The sequence below is a fragment of the Hymenobacter rigui genome, from assembly GCF_003944715.1.
GTDB lineage: Bacteria > Bacteroidota > Bacteroidia > Cytophagales > Hymenobacteraceae > Hymenobacter > Hymenobacter rigui.
The window spans coordinates 1-24,105 of record NZ_RWIT01000020.1 but is presented as its reverse complement, the minus strand read 5'-3'; the positions used below and the strand labels follow the sequence as shown (position 1 = coordinate 24,105).

The following is a 24,105-nucleotide window of genomic DNA, read 5'->3' as shown; positions in this document are numbered from 1 at the left end:
TACGGCGCATGTGCCTGCGTAGTACTTGTGTTTAGGTAGCCTCGCCGGCCGTACCGGCTACCAGCCGGGTGCTGCCGGGCACCATAGGCAGCGAATCGGGAATGGGGCGGTAGTGCTGGGCAAGCAGGTGGGTTACGTGGGGCGGCTCCGGGCCTTCGTGCAACTGCCGGATCTGATTTTTCAGGTCGGCTTCGTCGCGGCTTACGCCCCGCTCGTGCTGCTGGGCGTGCTCCTCCCACGATTCAACCATGAAGTATTCCACCATCCGGACAGGGTCGGCCAGGTCGGCGTACAGGCCCCAGCCAATGGCGCCTTCGCGCCGCCGGATGCGGCCCAGCTGTTCCATCAGGTACGTAAAGGGCGGGCGGTTGCGGGGCTCAATGCGGTAAGTAGTGGTGATGATAACCGGACCCTCAGTGGGAGTGGGGGCTTCGGCCAGCACTGGTTCCAGTCGGGGGCGGGCCGGTGTGTGGTCAAGGGTTTCGGGGGACGTGCGCAGAGAGAATTTCAGCACCAGCAGCGTGGTTAGACCCAGCCAGCCGGCCGCCCCGCTGAGGGCCACCGTCACGCCCAGCCGCTCCGCCACCGTGCCCCACACCACCGAGCCCAGCGCCATGCCGCCCTGAATGGTTAGCAGGTACAGGCTGATGGTACGGGCCTGTACCCAGCGCGGCACCACCGTCTGTACGCCTACACTGAAGGAGTTCAGCACCAGCATCCAGGCCATGCCCACCAGCGTGAGCAGCCCGTACAGCAGCCACCGGTTATCAGCGTAGCCCAGACCCAGCAAGCCGCCGGCAAACGCCGCCGTGGCCAGCGTTACGCGCCAGTCGATGCTGAGGCGGCGGTTGAGACGGGGCAGGGTTACGGCGGCAATTACGGCACCCAGGCCCATGCAGGAGAGCAGCATGGAGTAAAACGATGTGGGCAGTTGCAGGCGGCGTGCCACCACGGCCGGCATCAGGGCAAACAGGGCGCTGGCTCCAAACGTGAAGCTCACGCCCCGCACCAGAATATGCTGCACGGCCGGCGCAAACCGCGCGTAGCGCACCCCGCCCCGAATAGCGGCTATTACCCGTTCGGTAGCCAGGGTGGAGGTGGCCTGGGGCTCACGCTTCCAGCTATACACCATGTAAATGGTGGCCAGAAATGACAGTCCGTTCAGCAAAAACGCCGCGCCCGCCGAGAAGTATCCGATTACTAAGCCGCCCAGCGCCGGCCCGAAGGCCCGGGCCAGGTTGAAGCTCACGCTATTCAGCGCAATGGCCTGGGGCAACTCCTGGCGGGGTACCAGCTCCGGGGTTACTGTCTGCCACACCGGGTTGTTCAGCGCCCCGCCCAGGCCCAGCAGAAACGTGAGCGTGAGCAGCAGCCAGGGGTTGTTGAGGCCCAGCAGCGTCACGGCGGCCAGCAGCAGCGCCACGGCGGCCATCCACGTCTGGGTGGCCAGCAGCATCCGGCGGCGGTCCACCAAGTCGGCTAGCGCGCCGGCGGGCAAGCTCAGCAGGAACACGGGCAGGGCCGAGGCCGTCTGGAGCAACGCCACCAGTACCGGCGAGGCCGTCAGCTCCGTCATCAGTCCCACGGCCCCCACGTTCTGCATCCAGGTGCCAATGTTCGACACGAAGGAGGCAATCCACAGCATCCGGAAAAACGGAATCTTCAGCGGGGTGAAGGGCGACGTGGACGTGGTTGGCGGCGCGGGGGCAGTAATCGGAGCAGACATATTCCGTTCCTACGTAAGCCCGTGTCTAGAAGATGGCGCAACGCACTACCCCTCACCCGGCAATGAGTGCTAAGCGGGCGGTGGTAGTTAGGCTAGTACCTGCGTGTATAGCTACAGCCGCAGCCCGATACCGGGTCCAAGAAGAATAAAAGGCTTGCCTTCAGAGAGCAGATACCCCCCACCCAGGTATAGCGGAAAGGTAAGTTTCGCATCCCGCCGGGTTGGGGAAATAGAGCCAATAATTACTAAGCCTAAGTCACGACTAGCCTCTTTGTTACTGCTGTTTGTCAGGTTGAAAGCATTCAGCGCCACAAAGCCAGCTCCCACCTTATAGGGGCGCAGCCGATTGATTTTTTCGGGATGGTAAAAGCTCAATTGCCCTAACATGGCCAGCGAAATACCACCAAATGAAGTGTAGCTGGATTGCCCTGGGTATTTGGTAAGCAAGCCGCCCGGGAAACTTACATCAATATCAAACTTCATCCGGCGTTGTAGCACCAGCTCCAGCTTCTGCGAGAAACCGGGCTCCGAATACTGGCTTTGCGTGTGGCGAACCGTAATGATGATGGTGCTCCAGTCGTCGAGGTCGTAGGTTTTGCGGGAATTCAGCAGGCTGTTAAGGCTGATGTTGCCTACCTGGCACTGCTTGTCTTGGTAAAAAGCGGCCCGCACGGAGTTGCCATCGGGGCAGATAACCACATTATCCACAGTGCGCATCTCTATCAGCTCGCCCTTGGCATTCTGCGTTCGAATATCAAACGTCAGATACTGCTTGCCGTACAGCTGCTGTTCGGTATCAATGGCGCTGGCATTAAAGCTAAACACCACGTCGCGGATGGTACGGTCGTAAAGCACCGGACCATTGAGGCGGGTAACGGGGCGGGGGGCTTCGCCGAAAGTAACGCCCACAAAATCCAGGGGGTGGGGGCGCTGAAACTCTCGCACTGCCAGGCTCTGGCCGGTAGGCTGCCCCGTGTTGAAAATAGTAATCCGCTTCTTATCGATGGTGATGGGAACCTTAACCCGGTACACCACGGCCGCATCGGAGCGGATGCTGGAATCAGAAGGAATTACCTGAACATCCTCGAAGTGAAACCGCCCCCGGGTCAGCGACTCGCCTTCTAGGCGCACATCCACGGTTTCGCCGGGGTTTACGGTGGTGTTAGTAGTCCAGTCGCCGCCGCGGTGCCGCACGCTCACGGCGTTGATGGTGGTTTTGGGCGAGATGTTAAAGTTGGTTATATACTTGGCCAGGTCATTTTCCTTGATGTAGAGGTAGCTCTCCGTCTGGCGGTGGGTGTTGTACACGCGCAGCCAGCATAGCACCCGGTCGTTGGTGAGGTACTGACGCGTAAACAGCTCGGCAATCAGCGCGCCCCCGGCCTCTTCCTGGTCCTCGATGCGGTAGGTGCGCTTCAGGTCGAAGGTGCGGCCATTATCCAGAATCAGCTCCACTCCCTTGCGGCGCGAGTTTTCATCCAGGGTAATTTCCTTTTTATCGACGCTCAGAAACCGCAGCCGGGAGGCCTTCACGGTAAACTCCTGCCGAATGGAGGGCAGCGCGTAGGTTACGCGGCGGTTGTTGTCGGTGAGAAAGGGCCGCTCCGTTTGGGGCCGCAGGGTGAGCTGGCGGGTGCCCAGGGCATTAGGCAGCACATGCAGGCGCAATACGCCCTTTTCCTGCTCCAGCCGATAGTCGATATCCTGCCCGCGCGTCCATTCGGGCGTTACCCGGATGTTCTTGGCATTGTTGCTGCTGAGTTCAAACACCTTTTCCTCGCCCACAAACAGCTCCGTATCTGCGGGGCGAAACTCCAGCGTGGTACGCGTAACGGGCAGCAGCTTCACGGTTTCGGAGCGCGGGGCAAAGCCTACTGAGTCGGAGGGCTGCCGGAAGGTGAGGCTCAGGAATTTGTTGCTGCCCAAGTCTTTGAAGCGCAGCTTGGCCCGGTAATACTGGGCTCCATCCACGGGCGTGAGGGAATCGAGCAGGGTGAAATCGGCGGAGCGTTGCAGGCGCAGGCCCGCGCGGCCGGGCGTTTCGGGGTACACCAGTAACTCGGCGGTTTCATCGTCCTGGCGGTAATAGAAGTACAGTTGGGGCTCGCCCTGAACCTGCACCGTGTTGTGGCTGAGGCTGTAGCGGGTGGTATCGGTGCGCAGGCTCAGGTCGCGCAGGAGAGGGGCGCGCTGGGCGCGGGTGGTCTGGGCACAGAACAGCAGCAGGCAGGTGACGAAAACGCCCACCAGCCCGCGAATCCCGGAAAGATGTAACACGGCAAACAAAGGAAAAAGCGGCTCCCGACCCACCGGAAGCTATGCAAAGGTAGGACTGCGCGGCGGGCGGTTGCACGGCCCATCGGGGTTTTTATGATAAAACGAATAGGATAGGAGGCAGCCAGGAAAGCAAAAAAGGCCTTCCGCTGAGTAGCAGAAGGCCTTTTGAAGTAGTCCGTAGGGGAATCGAACCCCTGTTGGTAGAATGAAAATCTACTGTCCTAACCCCTAGACGAACGGACCGGGTAACCAGTGGCGGAGCGTTGTTCCGTTTTGGTGATGCAAAAGTAGTGCGTTTCCGGCTTAATGCAAATACCAGCAGCTAAAAAAACTATTGGAAATGGCTAACCGCCGCAGAATCAGATAAATTATTTTTGTTTTGCCCGGCGTCGGTCCCACCACACGTAGCCGGCAAACAGCACCACACTGACGCCCGTGACCCAGAGCAGGCCGGTTTTCAGCCGCTCACTGTCTTCGCCCAGGTAGGCCAGCAGGGCAATGAGGGGCACCACGCCGGCTACGGTAGCGGCCATAAATTTCCAGTAGCCCATACGCGCCACGCCGGCCACGAAGCTAATGGCATCGTCGGAAAGGGCGGGGGAGAGGCGGGCGATGATGACGGCCCACACGCCGTAGCGGTCTACCACGTCCAGCACTTTCTGCTCGGTTTTGCGGCCCAGCAGCTTCTGCACAAACGAATCGCCCAGCATCCGGCCCAGTGCGTAGCCCACCGAGGAAGCCGCTACCACGCCCACCAGCGCCAGCAAGGAACCCCACCACGGCCCGTAGGCCAGAATGGCCACCAGAATCAGCAGCACCACGTTCACCACAAACAAAAACATCTGCGCCACCATGCCCACCACCAGCACCACCGGTCCCCAGTACCCGAATTGCTGCATCCAGGCGGCAATGCGCGGCTGCTCGCCCGATTTGAGTACCGTCCAGGCCTCCCGGACAGTTTCCTGAAACGCGGGCCAGCCAAACCAGCAGCCCGCTAGTGCGGCCAGCAGGGCCAGGGTAATGTACAGTGGTAGACGACTGGTGCGTTTTTGGGCAGAAGGCGAGGCGGCAACGGTAACAGGCAAGGCGCAGGAGAAGCTAAGGGTGAAGACAGGACAAATCCGGCTCGGAACGGCGGGTTTCCCAGGGCATACGCACCCGGCGAATCGGTGGCTGACACAACCTCTGCGGCGCGGGCGGGGTACTATCAACTACCATACGGCGCCCGCAGCCTCCGGGACGCCGGGCAAATTCCCTGCTTCATGATAAAACATACCTATGATTTCGGCCTGATCGGCAACTGCGCTTTCCTGGGCCTGATTGGCACCGATACGGCCGTGCGCTGGCTCTGCTGGCCCCGCTTCGACAGCAGCTTCGTGTTCGGTTCGTTGCTGGATGAAGAAAAAGGCGGCGAATACAGCATCCGGCCCGCCGATTCGACGCAGGAGTTCACCTCCCATCAGACCTACCTGGCCAACACCAACGTGCTGCAGACCGACATTGCCACGGCCGACGGCAGCTACCGTGTTAAGGACTTTGCGCCGCGCTTTCCGCAGTATGAGCGGTACTACAAGCCGCTGATGTTTATCCGGAAGGTGGAGCCGCTGCAGGGCACGCCCCGCATTCGGGTGGCGTGCCGGCCGGTGGGCCAGTACGGCGAGCTGGAGCTCACGCGCCGCCGCAGCTCTAACCACATTGCGTTTCTGGGCCTCGAAGAAGAAATCCGCCTCACCACCAACATCCCGCTCACCTACGTGCTGGAGGAGGAAGACTTTGTGCTTAACGAGCCCAAATACCTGGTGATGACCTACGGCGCACCCCTGGAAGCCCCGCTGGAAAGCACCGCCGAGCGGTTTCTGCGCGCTACCATCGACTACTGGCGTACCTGGGTGAAAAGCACCAGCATCGGCAGCTTCCAGCAGAGCCAGGTGCTGCGCTCCGCTTTGGCCCTCAAGCTGCACCAGTACGAGGATACCGGGGCCATCATTGCCGCCACCACCACCAGCCTGCCCGAGGCCCCCGGCAGCACCCGCAACTGGGACTACCGCTACTGCTGGATGCGCGACACGTACTACATCCTCACGGCCTTCAACAACATCGGGCACTTCGAGGAGATGGAGCGGTACTTCCACTACATCGTGAATATTTCCAGCAAGGTGCAGGACCGGTACCAGCCGTTGTACGGCATCAGCGGGGAGTCGAAGCTGGTGGAGCAGGAGCTGCCGCTGGCCGGCTATCAGGGCAACCAGCCGGTGCGCATCGGCAACGACGCCTACACACACATTCAGAACGACGTGTACGGGCAGGTGCTGGTGGCGCTGCTGCCGCTGTACGTGGACTGCCGCTTCCTCGACCCCGAGCGGCGGGCTCCCGAAAAGCTGGTGTACGACACGCTGGCCCTTATCGAGCAGACTATGGACCAGCCCGACGCCGGCCTGTGGGAGTTCCGCAACCTGGCCCAGAAGCACTGCTACACTTACCTTTTTCACTGGGCCGGCAGCCACGCCGCCCGCAAGGTGGCCCGGGCCGTGGGCAACACCGAGATGGAAGCCCGCGCCGAGCGCCTCATGCGCGTGGCCGCCGACCACATTGAGCAGTGCTATAACCCCGAGCTGCAGGCCTACACCAACGCCATGGGCTCGCCCCACCTCGATGCCAGCGGGATGCAGCTGATACTGATGGGCTACCTCGACCCGGCCTCGGAACGCGCCCGTAAGCACCTAGAGGCACTGGAAAAGTCCCTGAAAACCCCCGAAGGACTGTTTTACCGCTACCGCCACGCCGACGACTTCGGCACGCCCGAAACCACCTTCCTCATCTGTTCCTTCTGGTACGTGGAGGCCCTGGCCAGCGTAGGTCGGGTGGAGGAAGCCATCCGGGAGTTCGAGAAGCTGACCACCTATACCAACCATTTAGGTTTGCTGGCGGAAGACGTGGACGCCAAAACTGGCTCGCAGTGGGGCAATTTTCCGCAGGCCTACAGCCACGTGGGGTTAGTAAATGCCGCCTACCGCATTGCCCAGAAATTGGCGAAACCCAATTTCGTGTAGGCAGACGCTGGCGAGTGAGCGTCATTGCGAGGAGGCACGACGAAGCAATCCGTCCTTTTTAGTGCTTCAACCGTTGACCTAAACAAAAGCCCCTGACGCCAGTGCGGACGTCAGGGGCTTTTGCATGAAACAGAGTTGGGCGTAGGAAAAGGACGGATTGCTTCGCTTCACTCGCAATGACAGGTGCCCTTTCGCAATGACGAGTTACAGCAGGGCCCGGAGCAGCTTGCGCACGTCGGTAGTAGAGGCGACGTGGTAGCGGGCCAGGGAGCGGCTGGCGGTACCTACTTTGATGGTGTAAGCTTCGGGCGGCATGGCCCGGAAGGTGTCCTCGTCGGTCCGGTCGTCGCCCAGGGCCAGGGTGAAGGCGGGCTGGTACGTAGCCAGCCAGCGGGCGGCGGCCGTACCCTTATGGATGCCGGCCGTCTTGATTTCGATGACCTTATTACCTTCCATTACCTGCAGGTCGGTGTTGGCCGTCATGAAGGAGAGGTGGTTGAGCAGGTCGCGGGCCCGTACGGCCCCCAGCTCGGCGTCGGCACGGCGGAAGTGCCACACCAGCGAGTACTCTTTCTGCTCAATGAACGAGCCGGCGGTGCGGGCCACGTACAGCTCCAGAATCGGCCGGATGTCGCGCTGCCACTCATTGCTGAGTGTTTGAAACAGCTGCCAATCCTCGCCCGCGGCCCGCAGCCACACGCCGTGCTCAGCAATAAAATCAACCGGTAGGTGGCCCAGCCATTCCTGCAGGGTGGCCCGGTCGCGGCCACTGATGATGACCACGCGGTTCTGCGGATTATCGGTGAGGGCGCGCAGCAGCAGCAGCAGCTCCTGGTCGGGTTGGGCGCGCTGGGGATTGGGGTGGAAAGGAGCCAGCGTGCCGTCATAATCGAGCAGCAGCAGGCGGGATGGAGCGGCGTGGTAATCGGCCAGCAGCTGCTCCACTACCACCGGTTTCAGGGTTTCGGTATCCAGCGTGTGCTGCTTCATTTTGCTGTAGGCCAAGCGTGCCATGAACAGCTTGGTCCAGGCAAACACATTGTACTGGCGCACCAGGGCCTGCATGGCGCTCATGCGCTGCTGCTGCTCGTCCTCGGGCATCACCAGCGCATCGTGCATGGCCTCGGCCAGTTGGCCGGTGTCGGTAGGGTTGATGATGAGAGCATCTGACAGCTCCCGGGCCGCACCGGCCCGCTCACTCAGAATCAGTACGCCTTTCTGATCAGCCTTGCTGGCCACGAACTCCTTGGCCACCAGATTCATGCCGTCGCGCATGGGCGTCACCAGGGCCACTTCGGCCAGGCGGTACAGAGAGGCCAGCTCTTCCAGCGGGAAGGAGCGGTAGAAGTAATGAATGGGCGTCCAGGAAATAGTGCGGTACTGGGCGTTGATGCGGCCCACCAGTTCGTCGATTTCCTCCTTGAGACTGGCGTATTGGGCCACCTGGTCGCGGGAGGGTACCACCACCATAATCAGGCTGACCTGTTCGCGCCACTCGGGGTAGCGCTGAATCAGCAGCTCAAAGGCCCGCAGCCGCTGGGCAATGCCTTTGGAATAGTCGAGCCGGTCGATGGAGAGAATTACGCGCACGTCGCGCAGGGCCTCACGGTAGGTGGCCTCGTGCTGCTGTGCCGCCTCCGAAGCCGCTGCTTCCACGTACCGCTCGTAGTCAATGCCCATCGGAAAAGCATCGACCAGCACCGTGCGCGAGCCGGTTTCTATCTGTCCGTTCTGGGCCGAGAGGCCCAGGAGCTGAGCTACCGCACTCAGGAAATGGCGCATGTAGCCGAAGGTGTGGAAGCCCAGCAAATCAGCTCCCAGCATGCCTTCCAGCAGCTCGGTGCGCCAGGGCAACACCCGAATCAGCTCGTAAGACGGGAACGGAATGTGCAGGAAGAAGCCGATGGTGGCCTCGGGGCGGGCTTTGCGCAGCATGGCCGGCAGCAGCAGCAGCTGATAATCGTGCACCCAGATGGTATCTTCAGGACCGGCCAGCTCCAGCACGGCCCGGCAGAATTTCTCGTTCACGGCCACGTAGGCATCCCAGTGGGCCTGCTCGTAGGTAGCGTACTGGGTGAAGTAGTGAAAGGTGGGCCAGAGCGTGGAGTTGCTGAAGCCCTCGTAGAAGTCCCGGATTTCGGCTTCGGTCAGGAACACCGGCACCATGCTATCTTGGCGCAGTTGCTCGCACACGTACTCTTCTTCGGCCGCATCTTCCACAAAGAGCCCCGGCCAGCCTACCCACACGTTGCCCTCCTGGCGGTAAATGGAGCCCAGACCGGTTGCCAGCCCGCCTTCGCTGGGCTGAAACGTGAGGCTGTCATCAGTGCGAAGGATTTTGGTAGGTAGTCGATTCGAGACAATAATGGTGCGCGACATAGGCCATTTTGGATTGGTGAACCCATGGGTTTACGGGAGAAAACCGGCGGCGGCCATTAGTTTGTTTCCCGGTTTCTGTTATCACCCCCGTCTCGTAAGTAGCTAAGCTCAACCATACAAAGGAACTGCCCGCCCCACATCTAAGCCTCCACCAACTCCCGGCCAACACGGCCCAGGTGCGTATCCTGAAAGCCGGTTTTATACTTGAGCCCGTAGCCCAGCAGCCGGTCGAAGGCCGAATGAAACAGTAGCACCGAGCCGGCCAGCAGCAGCAGCGGCTGCCCCAGCACCCAGCCGGCCAGCCCCACCAGCAGGGCCAGGGCTTTGTGGTGCACTATGTTGTAGGTGAAGGCCCCCACGCGGGGGCCAGCCAGGTAGCCCAGCATGCCCAGATCGGGCACCAGAAACAGGGCCGGCAGCCACCACCACGCATAGGGTAAGTGGGCAAAAATCAGCATTGCAGCCAGGAGTTGGGCCAGTTCTTCGAGTTTGAGCAGGGTTTTCATGGGGTTTTGGAATGTAGTAGAACAACATCCCAAAGGTCAGCCTCCAGCCCGCCGCAATTCGTTAACAAACGCTAAGAAATCCGGCCAAACCGCCGTAGAGACGCGACAGTTGAAGTCTCGTCATTGAACGACTCAATCAGCACTGCCTACGCAACGAATCTGCCTACGAAGTTGCTGAAACCAGTAGAATGGTCATGCTGAGCTTGCCGAAGCATCTCTACCGCCTCGCTTGAATAGTATTGCAGCGAAGCGGTAGAGATGCTTCGGCAAGCTCAGCATGACCGTTCTAGGTATATCTTCAGTAAATTCAACCTCAGCAACAAAGAGACGCAAGATATTGCGTCTCTACATTGGTCCAGCATCGTTGGACAACAGGCGGGCCCGGATGCGGCTGAGCGACACGGGCGTTACGCCCAGGTAGGAGGCCACGTACTGCTGGGGGATGCGCTCCAGAATCTTGGTTTTGTGGCTGCGGAGCAAAGCGTGGTAACGCTGCTCGGGGCTCAGCAGCAGCAGCTCGGTCAGGCGGGCGTCGGTGCCCAGCAGGTGATACTCGGCCAGCAGCCGCCCAAACCGCTCGTACACCGGGTACTCATCGAACAGCCGGCGCAGTAGGGCGTACGGGAACGTAACCAGCTCCGTGGGGACCAGGGCCTGAATACTGAATTGGCTGGGCTGGCCGGTGAGGCAGCTTTGGTAGCTGCCCATCAGGTGGTTTTCGAAGAAGAAATACGTGGTGCGCTCCTCGCCGTCGGGCCGGGTGTAGTACAGCCGGCAAGCCCCGGCAAGCACCAGCGCCAGCTCCGGAGCAGCCTGTCCCTGCGTTACAAACTCCTGCTTCCGCCCCAGCTGATGCATACGCAGCCCGGCCGCCAGTGGGGCCCACTCATCCTCGGTGAGAGGCACAAACCGGTGAATGTAGGCGCGGAGTGGGTGCATGCGTGCAAGGTAGCGGCAAAACCAGCAACCCGGTTGCAGGCAGGTGCGGGATGAGAGATGGAAAAGGACGAATAAAAGAACGTCATTCTGAGCTTGCCGAAGCATCTCTACCGCTTCGTCTGAATAACGTTGCGACGAATCAACAGAGAAGCTTCAGCTCCGCTCAGCATGACGAACATATAAGGAACTGGCCCTGACGACTACTCCACCCGCGTTACCCGCAGGTAGTCGAGCATGGCCTGGTTCACCTCCCCGTTCATGTTCTCGTTGGCAGGCTCGAAGCTGAGCGTCAGCGTATGCGTGCCCTTGGGGAGCTGCACCAGCACGGGGTTGGTAAAGCCCCAGTTCGACCATTCCGCCACGCCGCGCTGGGGCAGCACCACGGTGCCCAGCGGCTGCCGGCCCAGACGCAGCGTGCGGATGGCGCACTTGTTGTCGGTGTTGAGCGGGCCGTTGCCGTTGGCGTAGCGGAAATCCAGGGCGTAGAGGCCGGTTTCGGCAACGGTAACCGGAATGGCCAGGCGGGTATTCACCGTTTTGCTGATTTCCACGAAACCCGCGCCGCTGAACCCTCTGTACAGCTTGCCCGATTTGGGGGCACCGCTTTCCAACTGCACCAGCTGGGCCGGGCGGGCGGCCACCACCAGCGGCTCACTGGCAAACGACTCTAGGCCCTGCCCGTCCACGGCTACCACTTGGTACTCGGCGTAGGCGGCCGGCGTTACGGCCACGCTGGTTTCGGTGGTGCGGGCCGCAAACTGGCCGTTGCGCAGCACCTGGTAGGCGCTGGCCCCGGCCACCGGGGCCCAGCTGAGGCGGCCGGCGGCGTAGCGCACGGCGGGCGTTTCGGGGGCAAACTGGTTGGCTACGCGGTTGGTGCCCGCTGCCACCGGGGCCTGGTTTTTCAGAGTGATGCGCACGGTGTGGCGGCCGGTGAGCGTAGTGGGAATTGTGGCGTCGGGCAGGGGCTGGCCGTCGAGGGTGATGGTGCTGATGTCGCGGCCGAAGCCCTGCAGCTCAATATCCAGCACTGCGTTCCGGTAGCGGAAGCCGGTCAGCTCCCGGCGGCCCTGCAGCGCCTGGGGCACAAACGGCCGCAGCACCAATCCTTCGGGCTCGAAACGCATCCCGAACAGCACCTTGTACACCAGCCCCAGGCTGCCCGATAGGCTCCAGAGCATGTTGCTGCTGTTGATCTGGGTGCCGGCGAAGTCGCCGTTGTCGGCCACGAAGTTTTCCTTGTTGGTCAGGAACAGCGCCGCCGGCCGGTACACCGCCGCCATACTTTCCAGCACCGACGCCTCATTGCCAACCTCAGCTCCCGCCAGCGCCCAAAAGCTCTGCACGAAGGGCCACACCGCATTATTATGGTAAGGCGGGATGCCGGCAATCTGGGGGTAGATGCACGGAATGCCGTAGGCCGTCACGGGCGTGCGGGCCACTACCTGCCGGGCCCGGTCGGCGTCGGCCACGCCGTAGAGTACGCTCAGCGCCTCCCCCAGGGCCTCGGCTTTGGGCGATAGGCTCAGGAAATTACGGCCGTACCGGAACTGCCCGTAGTAGCCCTGCTCGGCCAGCCAGAGGTGCTCGTTGATGCCTTGCTTGAGGCGCGCCGCCTGCTCGCGGGCCTGCCGGGCCACCGTGGCCTCGCCCAGTCGCTCGGCCATTTGGGCCAGCACTTGGTTGGCCTGAAAATGCACGGCGTTGGTGCCCAGGTTTTCGCTCTGGTAAATATCCACCGGCTGCATCCAGCGCGGGTACGTTTGCTCCCGCCAGTCCAGAAACGACGACTCCCCGCGCACAAGGCCAGATTGCGCGTCGTAGGCATTCTGCCGGTCGTCATCCAAAGAGTTTTTGATGATCGGGTAGACCTTGCGCAGCCAGTCCTCGTCGCCCGTCACTAGGTAGATTTCCCAGGCGGCCACGGCCCAGATCATCCGGTCGGTGGAGCAGGGGTAGGCCCCGCCGGTGCCGGTGTCCTGGATGATGCGGCCGTTGGCGCTAACCTTGCGCAGCAGGCTGGTCATGGCCACTTTCGGCTGCAAGACCGCCTGCGCCAGAATAATAGAGTAGCTGATGTCGCGCGTCCACACGCCGGCCCATTCCTGGCCGGTGCGGAAGGTGCCATCGGGCTCCACGGCGCGGCGGGCTTCCTCCAGCGCCAGGTTGTAGAGCGCGTCAGGGAGGGGGTAGTCCGACGAGTACTGGGGTAGGTCGTCGGTGTTGAGGGTCTTTTTCCAGGCGGTGGCCGTGGTTTTGGCGGCGGCGGGCTGGTTCAGCACCAGCGTGACTTCGTAGATACCGTTGTCGTCGGGGTCCTTCAGCTCCAGCTCCTGTTTGCCGGCCAGGTTGGCAAAGTCCCAGCTCAGTGGGGCCGTGTTGCCGGCCACGAACACGCCTTTAAAATCCTGAGCGTAGAGCTTCTCGCCGGCATACGTAGTAAAGTAGCCCTGCTTCTTGAACGCCGCCAGCACCGGCCGCAGATCCAGCCGGATGGTCAGGGGCGTGTTGGGGGCCAGGTAGGTGTTGGCGGGCACCTCGGTTTTATCGACAAACTGCTGCCCGAACGTGAGCACCGGCGTTTCTACCGCCGTGCTGCCGGCCCGGGGAATGGCCACAATGCGGTGGTCCTGGCCCGGGGCCATTTCGTTGTCGGTGCCGTTAAGGCTGAACTTGAACGTGATGCGCGGGTCCTGGTAGGCGTTGGCCGGGCTTTGGTAGCTGGAGGTCAGTTCCGTGCGCGACACGGCCCGGGCCACGTGCGGGCCCTGCTCCACGCGGTCGGCGTAGAGGGCAAAGGCTTCGTTTTTCCAGATCAGCGGGGCTTCGGCCGGGCGCGGCGAAGCCGGCAGGGCGGCAGATTTCACGGAGGTAGCGGGTTTGGGCGTCTGGCAGGCACCCAGCAGGGCCAGGGCCAGCAGGCCGCCCAGCGCAGGGGAGGTAGTGGACATCACCCTTACCAGACGCAGAAGCCCACCCCGCGGTTGCGCGGGGCTGGAGAGCCAGCGCCGGGAAATAAAAAAGCCTTCCGCTGAGTAGCAGAAGGCTTTTTGAAGTAGTCCGTAGGGGAATCGAACCCCTGTTGGTAGAATGAAAATCTACTGTCCTAACCCCTAGACGAACGGACCGTGTTATCAGAAGCGGAGCGTTTTTCCGTTTTGATGATGCAAAGATAGGAGGCGGAACTTTCAGCGCAATACCTGGTTTTGAAAAAAATAGTCGATTCCGGATAAATGAGCTGATTTTCAGGTGGAAATTTTTTGCTGCGGGAGGGTGTGAGGGCCGTATGCCGGTCTGCCCGGCCCAAACCGGCCCGGCCCCGGCCCGCTACTTTGGCTTTGATTTGGCGAAGTACCCCCAGCCCGTTACCTTCGCTCCGCGTTTTCACCCGGCCCCTCCGGACCGATAAACCTCCCATTTCCCCATACTACTATGGCTAAAATCAAAGTTGCCATCAACGGCTTCGGCCGCATCGGCCGTCTCACGTTCAAGGCGCTGCTTCAGCGTGAGAACGTGGAAGTCGTGGCAATCAACGACCTGACTGACAACAAAACGCTGGCGCACCTGCTGAAGTACGACTCCGTACACGGCCGCTTCGACGGCACCGTAGCCTACGACGAGGAGAGCCTGACCGTAAACGGCCAGCGCATTGCCGCTCTGGCCGAGCGTGACCCCAAGCTGCTGCCCTGGGGCCAGATGGGCGTTGACGTGGTGCTGGAATCGACCGGCCGCTTCGTGGACGAGGCTGGTGCTGGTCAGCACCTGACCGCCGGTGCCAAGAAAGTGGTTATTTCGGCTCCCGCTACCGGCAACATCCCCACGGTAGTGCTGGGCGTGAACGAAGACATCCTGACGGGCTCGGAAACCATCCTGTCTAACGCTTCGTGCACCACCAACTGCCTGGCCCCCATGGCCAAGGTGCTGGATGATGCTTTCGGCATCGAGAAAGGCTACATCACCACGGTGCACGCCTACACTTCCGATCAGAACCTGCAGGACGCACCCCACAAAGACCTGCGCCGCGCCCGCGCCGCTGCTTACAGCATCATCCCCACTTCGACGGGTGCTGCTAAAGCTGTAGGGCTGGTACTGCCCCAGCTGAAGGGCAAACTGGATGGTATTGCCATGCGCGTGCCTATTCCAGATGGCTCGACTACGGACCTGACCGTAATCCTGAAAAAGGAAGTATCGAAGGAGGAAATCAACGCCGCCGTGAAGGCTGCTGCTGAAGGCCCCCTGAAAGGTATCCTGGAGTACAGCACCGATCCGCTGGTGAGCATCGACATCGTGGGCAACCCCCACTCGTGCATCTTCGACTCGGAGCTGACCTCGGCCAACGGTACGCTGGTGAAAGTGGTAGGCTGGTACGACAACGAAACCGGCTACAGCACCCGCACCGCCGACCTCATCCAGAAGCTGGGCGAGAAAATGAACGGTTAAGCCTTCGGGTTTTTGCCTAAAGTAAAAAGCCGCCTGTCCGGGAAACCGGGCAGGCGGTTTGTATTTTGCGGCCCGACGACTCTCTTACTCGATTATTGATTATAGGATGCTTTCCCCTGTAGTAAGGTATATCTACGTGAGTAGCTGCTTGCTGATAATTTGTTGCGGTGGACCAACTGATAATAAAACTGCCGCAGAGTACGGTATTTCCGTCTCACCATCCAGCAAAAACGAGGCTGGTCTGAAGAGCGCCGCGTATTCTGACCAGCAACTAGAAGCTTTTCTAGACAGCGTGGGGCATTTGCCCTCACCGCCATTAACCGATAGGGCAGCATTGTATGCCGATTCGATTTTCTACCATCAAACGTCGCGGAGCCAAACATTAACAACACAGGACTTTACTCTATTGAAGCAGGCGGCGTGGCTGGGGAGAATGACCCGAACGGAGGCGCAGCGTATTTTTAGAGATGCTACAATCGGTCAAGGCTGCAGTCGGGAGGGCTTGTTCAGAAAGTTTGCGGCGGATAGTATTTCAGTTGCGTTTTATCCTTTTAGAAACAATTCTTTCGAGGAGTACGCCATTGGTATTGGTTTTTTGGAGCGTTGCCAGCCTGCGCCTCTGTTCTTTTTTAAGAAAAATAAGTTAATAGCTATTCATGATGGTTATAGACATTACGGACTTGATTTAAAACACTACCAAGATGAAAATAATAAAACTGTTGTATACTACACTCGTGAATTTCGCAGGGGTTCTGGTATCTGGTGGAATAACCTCAATTTCTATAGGTATGATGGTGACAAACTTCTGCCAGTTCTAAACGAGCTTAAAGACGGTAATTCTCAATTATTCTGGGGATTCCGTGCATGGTGGTTGGTATTCACAATACAATCCACCAATCCCCTTCGAATAAAGATGGTGTACGATGTCACCTTACCTGATACTACAAGAGTGAATTCCGAATCGTTTGTAGTGAACGATTCAACTGTTGTTGAATATGTATGGAATGATATACAGAAGAAATTAGTAGGCCGTTATAAAGCTTCCAAATTGAGTCGAGCACAAATACTTTCCTACACTGTTCAGGAGAATGAAATGTTATTCATAAATGCTCATTACCAAGAATTGAAAAGTTCTCTACATGATTCGGTTACTCGGCCTGCTGTGCTAAATTATTTGCAAGTAATTATGAATAGTCACTGATTTTATCAGGAGATTGAAATGTAGTGTTTTATAAGCCTTTTGTTTTTTACTTTTCCTTACTCGTAGCCTTCTCCCTGTGCGCATCTGCTTTGTTCTGAACCCTACGTCCGGCACCAACCGCACCCAGGATGTGCCGGCGCTGCTCACGCGCTACGCCACGGCCGCCGGGGCCGACTTCGAGATTCAGCTGACCCAACGGGCCGGGCACGCCACCGAGCTGGCCCGGGAGGCCGCGGAGCGTGGCTGCCGGGTGGTGGTGGCCGTGGGCGGTGATGGTACCGTGAACGAAGTGGCCCGGGGCCTACTGGGAACCGGGGCGGCCCTGGGCATCGTGCCCCGGGGCTCGGGCAATGGGCTGGCCCGCCACCTGCGCCTGCCATTGGATTTGCCGGGAGCCGTGCGCCGCGCGTGTCAGCCCACGTTTCAGCGCATTGATGCGGGCCAGATTAACGGCCACTGGTTTTTCTGCACGGCCGGGCTGGGATTTGATGCCCACGTGAGCAAGCTGTTTGCCCGGGCCGGCACCCGCGGTCTGAGCACCTACGTGAAGGTGGCCCTGCGCGAGTACCGCCGCTACCGCCCCACGCCGGTGCAGGTGGAGCTGGAAAACGCCCAGCTGCTCGATACGCACTGCTACGTGCTGGCCTTCGCCAACGCCGCCCAGTACGGCAACAACGCCTACATAGCACCCCAGGCCAACATTCAGGATGGCCTGCTGGATGTGTGCCTGATTGATGCGCTGCCCATGCTGCGGGCCGTGCGGGTAGGGGTGGGGCTGGCCCTCGGTACGCTGGCAACCTCTAGCAGTGCTGCGTACCATACCAGCCGCCGCATCCGGGTGCGCGCCGCTCAGCCCTTGGGCTTCCACGTCGATGGCGACTACGTTGCCGATGCTACCGACTTCGAGGTAGAATTGACACCGCTGGCGCTGGAAGTAGCCGTGTAGTGATAAGATGGTGAACTTGTGAAATGGTGAGTTTACTTGTCTCTTTGTACCGGCTGAACGACAACTCTCCATCTCACAAGTTCACCATCACATTGTATGAAATCCAAGAACAACCGCCGGGAAGGGGTAGTGTATTCCACTAACCCCGACTTCGAATACCAGGACAACACCGAAGAAACCGCCGCCACGCTGCCCCCGCAGCAGCAGAATCTGCGGGTGCAGTTGGATAAAAAGTCGCGGGGTGGCAAGCAGGTCACGCTCGTGACGGGCTTCGTGGGCCAGGATGAGGATCTGCAGACGCTGGGTAAGCTGCTCAAAACCAAGTGCGCCGTGGGGGGCAATGCTAAAGACGGCGAAATCATTATCCAGGGTGACTTCCGCGACAAGGTCATGGCTGTGCTGCTGGAGAAAGGCTACAAGGCCAAGAAAGCCGGCGGGTAGTCGTAGAGGTCAAAGGATGGCGGCTGGTGTTTTGACGTTAAAATCAATACCGCGGGGGAATTGGGTAACGGCAGCGTAGTGGTTCCGGCTGCAGAGTGGCAACTTGCGGCGCATAACTCTTTCCTAGCCGCTGAGGCCACTACGCACTTCTATTTCATCCGCATGAACCCACTCCGTAATCCTGTTTCCACTCGCCGCCTGGGGCTGCTGGGGCTGCTGTGCCTGCTCTGGGGCACGCTTCGGGCCGAAGAAATCAAGTCGCCGAACGGGCAGCTGACGCTCAACGTCACGCTGGCCGAGGGCGGTGTGCCCACTTACTCGCTAACCTATAAGGGGCGGCCGGTTATCAAAACCAGCAAGCTGGGCCTGGAGCTGAAAAACACGACCAGTCTGCAAGCCGGCTTTACCCAGACCGACAAACAAACCCGCTCGTTTGACGAAACGTGGACGCCGGTGTGGGGTGAGTCGAAAACCATCCGCAACCACTATAATGAGCTAGCGGTGACGCTCACCCAGGCTGCCACCCAGCGCACCATGCGCGTGCGGTTTCGGGTGTTCGACGACGGCTTGGGCTTCCGCTACGAATTCCCGCGCCAGCCCAAGCTCGACTACTTCACCATCAAGGAAGAACGCACCCAGTTTGCCTTGGCCGGCGACCACAAAGCCTTCTGGCTGCCCGGCGACTACGACACGCAGGAGTACAGCACCGTTACGTCGAAACTCTCGGAAGTGCGCGGCAAGATGAAAGCCGCCACCACGCCCAACGCCTCCCAGACGCCTTTCTCGCCCACCGGCGTGCAGACGCCGTTGATGATGAAAAGCCAGGACGGCCTCTACATCAACATCCACGAGGCGGCCCTCATCGACTACAGCTGCATGCACCTGGAGCTGGATGACAAAAACATGGTGCTGGAAAGCCACCTGACCCCCGACGCCGTGGGCGACAAAGGCCTGATTCAGACGCCCGCCAACTCGCCCTGGCGCACGGTGATTGTGAGCGACAAAGCCGGTGATATTCTGCTCTCCAAGCTGGTACTGAACCTCAACGAGCCCACCAAATACCCGGACGTATCGTGGATCAAGCCGGTGAAGTACGTGGGCGTGTGGTGGGAGATGATTACGGGCAAGGGCACGTGGTCGTACACCAACCAGGAGAACATCAAGCTTGACTCCATCGACTACAAAACCGTGCAGCCCAACGGCACGCACGCGGCCAACAACACGCGGGTGAAGCAGTACATCGACTTCGCCGCCAAGCATGGCTTTGATGCGGTGCTGGTGGAAGGATGGAACATCGGCTGGGAAGACTGGTTCGGCAAGCACAAGGACTACGTGTTCGACTTCGTGACGCCTTACCCGGACTTCGACGTGGTCGAATTGAACCGTTACGCCGCCAGCAAGGGCGTGAAGATCATCATGCACCACGAAACCTCGGGCTCGGTACGCAACTACGAGCGGCACCTGGATTCGGCGTTTCAGTTCATGAACAAGTACGGCTACAACGCCGTGAAAACCGGCTACGTGGGCGACATCGTGCCGCTGGGCCACCACCACTACGACCAGTGGGTGAACAACCATTACCAGTACGTGCTGGAAAAAGCAGCTGAGCACAAGATTATGGTGAACGGCCACGAGGCCGTGCGCCCCACCGGCCTGGCCCGCACCTTCCCCAACCTTATCGGCAACGAGGCCGCCCGCGGCACCGAGTACGAATCGTTTGGGGGCAATAACGCCGACCACACTACCATTCTGCCCTTCACCCGCCTCATCGGCGGCCCGATGGACTATACGCCCGGCATCTTCCAAACGCGCATCAGCACCTTCAACCCGCAGAACACGTCCTTCGTGCACAGCACCCTGGCCCGCCAGCTGGCCCTGTACGTGACCATGTACAGCCCCCTGCAGATGGCGGCCGACATGATTGAGCACTACAACGAGCACCTCGACGCCTTCCAGTTCATCAAGGACGTGGCCGTGGACTGGGACGACACCAAAGTGCTGGAAGCCGAGCCCGGCGACTACATCACCTACGCCCGCAAGGCCAAGGGCAAAAGCAGCTGGTTTATCGGCAGCACCTGCGACGAGCAGGGTCGCACCTCTAAAATCGACCTGAGCTTCCTGGAGCCCGGCAAGAAGTACACGGCCACCATCTACGCCGACGCCCCCACGGCCCACTACGAGAAGAACCCCCAGGCCTACCAGATCCGCAAGCAGAAGGTAACCAGCAAAACCAAGCTGACCCAGTTCTGCGCCCCCGGCGGCGGCTACGCCATCAGCCTGGTGGAGACGAAGTAGAAAGGCAACGCCCGTCATTGCGAGGCGTAGCCGAAGCAATCCTTCCTTTTCAGAGTACGAATCCTTGATCTACACAAAAGCCCCTGACGCCAGCACGGCCGTCAGGGGCTTTTCGCATTTCAGGGCCTTGCGCTTCGTGAAGGAAGGATTGCTTCGCGCTGCTCGCAATGACGAGCCGCTTTTACTTTTTCCCTTCGATTTCACACAAGTGCCGCAACGCCCTTTCCACATCTTCCGGCGTGTCGATGCCGATGGTTTCCAGCTCGGTTTCGGCGGTCTGGATGCGGTAGCCGGCTTCCAGCCAGCGCAGCTGCTCCAGGCTTTCGGCCAGCTCCAGCGGGGAGGGGGGCAGTTGGGTAATGGCGTGGAGCACGTCAGGCCGGTAGGCGTAGAGGCCGATGTGGCGCAGGTAGCGGTGGTGCCGGAGCCATTCGGCCTGCGGGTGCTGGCGCTGGTAGGGCAGGGGGTGGCGGCTGAAGTAGAGCGCCTCGGCCCGGGCGTTGAGCACCACCTTGGGCAGGTGGGGGCTGAACAACTCCTCCTCGCTCACCACGGACTTCACCAGCGTGGCCAGCTGAGGCGGCTCGGGCGTGGCAAACAGCTGCACCAGCGCGTCAATCTGGGCGGGGTGGATGAAGGGCTCGTCGCCCTGGATGTTGACAATGCAGTCGGCCTGCACCTGCAGCTGCTCGTAGGCGTCGCGCACCCGGTCGGTGCCGCTGGGGTGGTCGGGATGGGTGAGCACGGCCTCGCCCCCGAAGCCCCGTACGTGGTCCAGAATACGCGGGTCGTCGGTGGCTACTACCACCCGGCTCAGGCTCGATTGTTGGGCCTGGCGCACCACCCGCTCAATCATGGAGCGGCCGGCCAGGTCTACGAGGGGCTTGCCGGGCAGGCGTGTAGAGGCGAAGCGGGCGGGAATAATACCGATGGCGAGCATAGGAAGGGGAGTCAGAAGGTGAGCGGCGCAAAAAACGGGAAAAACCAACAGACCGTCCTGCCCCGGAAGCCCACAAGGTGGTTTCGGGCGGGGTTCTTCCTGAAAATCATCAACTCCATACTGCTCCCGTCCTAGAATGGCGGTGGCTTCAACCTGAATCCGTAACTTTCGGCAAATTGTATGTAAGCGGGGCATTCTGTGCCGATATTGCTTTGCACCCGCTTTGTGCCTGCCGACAAGTATGTTCCGATTTTCGTTGCTGACTGCCGCGTTTGTTTTTACTGGTGTTTCTGCCTGGGCCGCTACCGGCCCCATTGCCCCGCCCGATTCCATTGGCGTGGAGTATCGGGGCAATAAGCTGCTGATCAAGCACCGCGTTACCCCCGGCGAAACGCTGTACGGCGTGGCCCGGCGCTATAAAGTACCGGTGGAGGATATTGTAGAAGCCAATTCTGGCCAGAAAGGCGCGTTGGTAACCGGCCAGGTTATTTTGGTGCCCCGCAACCGGGTGGTGCTCACCCAGCCGGCCGCGCCCAAAGCCACGGCTGCCGCCCCGGCCGCTACCCGCGCCCTGGCTACCGATGCTCGTGGCAACAAGGTGTATAAGGTGGAGCCCGGCGTAACGCTGTTCGCCATTGCCCGCCGCTTCCAGACAACTCCCGCCGAACTGTCCCGCCTCAACGGCTTTCCGGCCAACTACAACGTGCGCGTGGGCGAATCGGTGATTGTGGCTGGTACGGCTGCGGCCGCCCCGGCCGCGCGACCCAGCACGCCGGTGGCCGCCACGCGCCCGGCCCCCACGGCCCGCCCCGAACGGGATGAGGAAGCCGAGCGGGATGCCCGCGAAGCCCGGGAAAAGGAAGCGCGGGAACGCGCCGCCCGAGAGCGGGCCCGCGACTCGGCCAGCTCACCGGCCATCACGCCCGCCACGCCTGCTACTACCGCACCGGCTGCCGAGCGGGAAAAAGCCCCCACCCGCGCCAGCGAAATCGTGCGGCGCGTGTCGGAAAGCGGCCTGGCTACGGCCATCCAGACGGATGCTTCCGACAAGTACCTGGCCCTGCACAAAACGGCTCCGGTAGGCACCATCATGGAAGTAAAAAACATCATGAACGGGCAGTCGGTGTACGTGCGCGTAATTGGGCAGCTGCCTGATACCGGCGAAAACACCAACATCCTGGTGCGCCTCTCCAAGCGGGCCGTGCAACGCCTCGCCACCCCCGACCAACGCTTCCGCGTAGAAACCAACTACGTACCGTAACGGTGAGTTGGTGATTGAGTGACTTAGTGAGTTTGCCGTTCTAATTGCGCCAATGACCTCGATAGAACAACAAACTCACTAAGTCACTCAATCACCAACTCACCACTTCACCCCATGAATCACGCCCAGGTTCGGGCTTTGCTCGACGAGAAATACCGGCACTACGACCAGCCCGGCTTCATACCCCTCGACCCCATCAGCATCCCGCACCAGTTCACGCAGCGGCAGGATGTGGAAATCAGCGGGCTGTTTGCGGCGCTGCTGGCCTGGGGCCGCCGGCCCACCATCATCAGCAAGTGCCGGGAGCTGATGCAGCGCATGGACAATGCGCCCTACCAGTTCATCCGGCAGCATCAGGACGATGACCTGAAGCGCCTGCTGGGCTTCTGCCACCGCACCTTCTGCGACACCGACCTGCTCTACTTCGTGCACTGGCTGCGCTGGTTCTACACCCGCCACGACACGTTGGAAGATGCCTTTTTGGTAGGCCGCACCCAGAAGGAGCGGCTCGAAAACTTCCATAACCTGTTCTTTAGTCTGGACGATGCGCCCCAGCGCACCCGCAAGCACGTGGCCACCCCGGCCCGTGGCTCGGCCTGCAAGCGCGTGAACATGTACCTGCGCTGGATGGTGCGCCCCGACGCGCACGGTGTGGATTTCGGCCTCTGGACGCGCCTCTCGCCCGCCGACCTTATCTGCCCCTGCGACGTGCACGTGGAGCGCGTGGCCCGCCGCCTGGGCCTGCTGGAACGCAAGCAGGTAGACTGGCTGGCCGCCGAAGACCTCACCGCCCACCTCCGCACCTTCGACCCCCAGGACCCTGTGAAGTATGATTTCGCTTTGTTCGGACTAGGGGTAGAAGGGGAGATGTAAGATAACTAGCAGTGCTAAAATGAGAAATTATACGGTTCGAGTTGCGAGAGTTAAACGGGTAGTAGTCATTTGCTTGGGCTGTATAATCTTGTTGATTGCCGGACCATTCATAGTAGACTTGCCAAATACAAACTATACGTATGGCATTGTTCTGTTTTGGTCGTTTGCTTGTATGGGTATTGGCTACTTCCTGTTAAAGCAGTTAGCAATGGAACCTTTGCAAGTGAGTTTAAGTGCAGAGGAGCTGATTATTGATTCACCTCGGTCAGGGAGTAAACAGGTTATCAAACTTGATGACATTGCGTCATTTGTGAGTCAGGAATTCAACGGCAGCAAATCCCTGCGGTTGCGGCTCCATTCCGGAAAAAAAGTAACATTAGGCCGCAGTGATACCTTTGCTGCGAATGATGAGTTGCCAACTTTGATTGCGGATTTCCAGGAATATATATGCGGCCGGGCCGCAACCAATGAGCATCGTCACAAACCTGCCATTATTCGGGAAATGAGCTTTTTCGAGAAGCCAATTGCTAGTGTATTAGGTTGGATTATTGTAGCAGGTCTGGCTTGGTTCAGTATCGATCTACTGATGCATGGAGTGAGAGATGGAAAATGGGGGGCATTATTTATGATTTATGGCAATGGTTTGGCTTACCTGGGCTCATGGCTGGCTGTCCGCCGGAACGCCCGAAATTGATAATTACTATTCTATATAGCGGATTCATGAACGGTGTAGCTGCCGTCGCCTAGCGTACGTAAGCAGGTATATGCAAGCGTATTCGATGGATTTGCGCCAGCGCGTGGCGCAGGCGCTGACTGAGCCCGGAGCCCGGC

At 60.1% G+C, this 24,105-nt stretch carries 17 protein-coding genes and 2 tRNA genes; 9 read left to right on the top strand and 10 right to left on the bottom strand.

The features are described from left to right. Positions 1 to 31: 31 nt before the first annotated feature. From EI291_RS20830 to EI291_RS20815, 4 genes are all read right to left on the bottom strand, one after another. Positions 32 to 1,726: an MFS transporter gene (locus EI291_RS20830; RefSeq protein WP_125424217.1), complete on the bottom strand. Its 1,695-nt coding sequence runs from the start codon at positions 1,724 to 1,726 to the stop codon at positions 32 to 34. Between the two features lie 111 nt (positions 1,727 to 1,837). Then, entirely contained in the window at positions 1,838 to 4,003 is a 2,166-nt protein-coding gene (locus EI291_RS20825) for a hypothetical protein (protein ID WP_125424216.1), read from the bottom strand. A gap of 171 nt (positions 4,004 to 4,174) precedes the next feature. Continuing rightward, positions 4,175 to 4,246, bottom strand: a tRNA-Glu gene (locus EI291_RS20820). Between the two features lie 125 nt (positions 4,247 to 4,371). Beyond that, on the bottom strand, positions 4,372 to 5,088 hold the full coding sequence (locus EI291_RS20815) for a TVP38/TMEM64 family protein (RefSeq protein ID WP_205701644.1): 717 nt from the start codon (positions 5,086 to 5,088) through the stop codon (positions 4,372 to 4,374). 177 nt (positions 5,089 to 5,265) lie between these two features. On the opposite strand from EI291_RS20815, the gene EI291_RS20810 reads away from it, so the two are divergent. Then, positions 5,266 to 7,053: a glycoside hydrolase family 15 protein gene (locus EI291_RS20810; RefSeq protein WP_125424215.1), complete on the top strand. Its 1,788-nt coding sequence runs from the start codon at positions 5,266 to 5,268 to the stop codon at positions 7,051 to 7,053. A gap of 204 nt (positions 7,054 to 7,257) precedes the next feature. Here the strand turns inward: EI291_RS20810 and EI291_RS20805 are convergent, their stop codons facing one another. From EI291_RS20805 to EI291_RS20785, 5 genes are all read right to left on the bottom strand, one after another. Next, on the bottom strand, positions 7,258 to 9,432 hold the full coding sequence (locus EI291_RS20805; RefSeq protein ID WP_125424214.1) for a bifunctional alpha,alpha-trehalose-phosphate synthase (UDP-forming)/trehalose-phosphatase: 2,175 nt from the start codon (positions 9,430 to 9,432) through the stop codon (positions 7,258 to 7,260). Positions 9,433 to 9,572: 140 nt separating this feature from the next. Continuing rightward, on the bottom strand, positions 9,573 to 9,938 hold the full coding sequence (locus EI291_RS20800; RefSeq protein WP_125424213.1) for a DUF4260 domain-containing protein: 366 nt from the start codon (positions 9,936 to 9,938) through the stop codon (positions 9,573 to 9,575). 345 nt (positions 9,939 to 10,283) lie between these two features. After that, a complete protein-coding gene (locus EI291_RS20795) occupies positions 10,284 to 10,877 on the bottom strand; it encodes a Crp/Fnr family transcriptional regulator (protein ID WP_125424212.1) in 594 nt (197 codons plus the stop codon). A gap of 200 nt (positions 10,878 to 11,077) precedes the next feature. Beyond that, positions 11,078 to 13,828, bottom strand: coding sequence for an alpha-L-rhamnosidase-related protein (locus tag EI291_RS20790; RefSeq protein WP_125424211.1), 2,751 nt, complete (start codon positions 13,826 to 13,828; stop codon positions 11,078 to 11,080). A 105-nt stretch (positions 13,829 to 13,933) separates the two neighbouring features. Next, a tRNA-Glu gene (locus EI291_RS20785) sits at positions 13,934 to 14,005 on the bottom strand. A 304-nt stretch (positions 14,006 to 14,309) separates the two neighbouring features. On the opposite strand from EI291_RS20785, the gene gap reads away from it, so the two are divergent. The 5 genes from gap (at position 14,310) to EI291_RS20760 (ending at position 20,200) form a co-directional block, all read left to right on the top strand. Beyond that, a complete protein-coding gene (gene gap / locus EI291_RS20780) occupies positions 14,310 to 15,317 on the top strand; it encodes a type I glyceraldehyde-3-phosphate dehydrogenase (RefSeq protein ID WP_125424210.1) in 1,008 nt (335 codons plus the stop codon). A 106-nt stretch (positions 15,318 to 15,423) separates the two neighbouring features. Next, positions 15,424 to 16,518 carry a hypothetical protein gene (locus EI291_RS20775; RefSeq protein WP_125424209.1) on the top strand — a complete coding sequence of 365 codons (1,095 nt, stop codon included), beginning with the start codon at positions 15,424 to 15,426 and terminating at the stop codon, positions 16,516 to 16,518. Between the two features lie 76 nt (positions 16,519 to 16,594). Beyond that, the gene (locus EI291_RS20770; protein WP_125424208.1) at positions 16,595 to 17,464 is read left to right on the top strand and encodes a diacylglycerol/lipid kinase family protein; all 870 of its coding nucleotides are present in this window, start codon (positions 16,595 to 16,597) and stop codon (positions 17,462 to 17,464) included. 96 nt (positions 17,465 to 17,560) lie between these two features. Continuing rightward, entirely contained in the window at positions 17,561 to 17,905 is a 345-nt protein-coding gene (locus tag EI291_RS20765) for a translation initiation factor (protein WP_125424207.1), read from the top strand. Between the two features lie 162 nt (positions 17,906 to 18,067). Beyond that, positions 18,068 to 20,200: a glycoside hydrolase family 97 protein gene (locus EI291_RS20760; protein WP_125424206.1), complete on the top strand. Its 2,133-nt coding sequence runs from the start codon at positions 18,068 to 18,070 to the stop codon at positions 20,198 to 20,200. Between the two features lie 181 nt (positions 20,201 to 20,381). On the opposite strand, the gene kdsB is transcribed toward EI291_RS20760, so the two are convergent. Beyond that, positions 20,382 to 21,140, bottom strand: coding sequence for a 3-deoxy-manno-octulosonate cytidylyltransferase (kdsB, locus tag EI291_RS20755; RefSeq protein ID WP_125424205.1), 759 nt, complete (start codon positions 21,138 to 21,140; stop codon positions 20,382 to 20,384). Between the two features lie 241 nt (positions 21,141 to 21,381). On the opposite strand from kdsB, the gene EI291_RS20750 reads away from it, so the two are divergent. The 3 genes from EI291_RS20750 (at position 21,382) to EI291_RS20740 (ending at position 23,968) form a co-directional block, all read left to right on the top strand. After that, positions 21,382 to 22,401 (top strand): LysM peptidoglycan-binding domain-containing protein, encoded by a 1,020-nt coding sequence (locus tag EI291_RS20750; protein ID WP_125424204.1) that lies wholly within the window; start codon positions 21,382 to 21,384, stop codon positions 22,399 to 22,401. Positions 22,402 to 22,515: 114 nt separating this feature from the next. Continuing rightward, positions 22,516 to 23,274 (top strand): TIGR02757 family protein, encoded by a 759-nt coding sequence (locus tag EI291_RS20745; RefSeq protein ID WP_125424203.1) that lies wholly within the window; start codon positions 22,516 to 22,518, stop codon positions 23,272 to 23,274. 172 nt (positions 23,275 to 23,446) lie between these two features. Next, entirely contained in the window at positions 23,447 to 23,968 is a 522-nt protein-coding gene (locus tag EI291_RS20740; protein WP_148103435.1) for a hypothetical protein, read from the top strand. Positions 23,969 to 24,105: the final 137 nt, after the last annotated feature.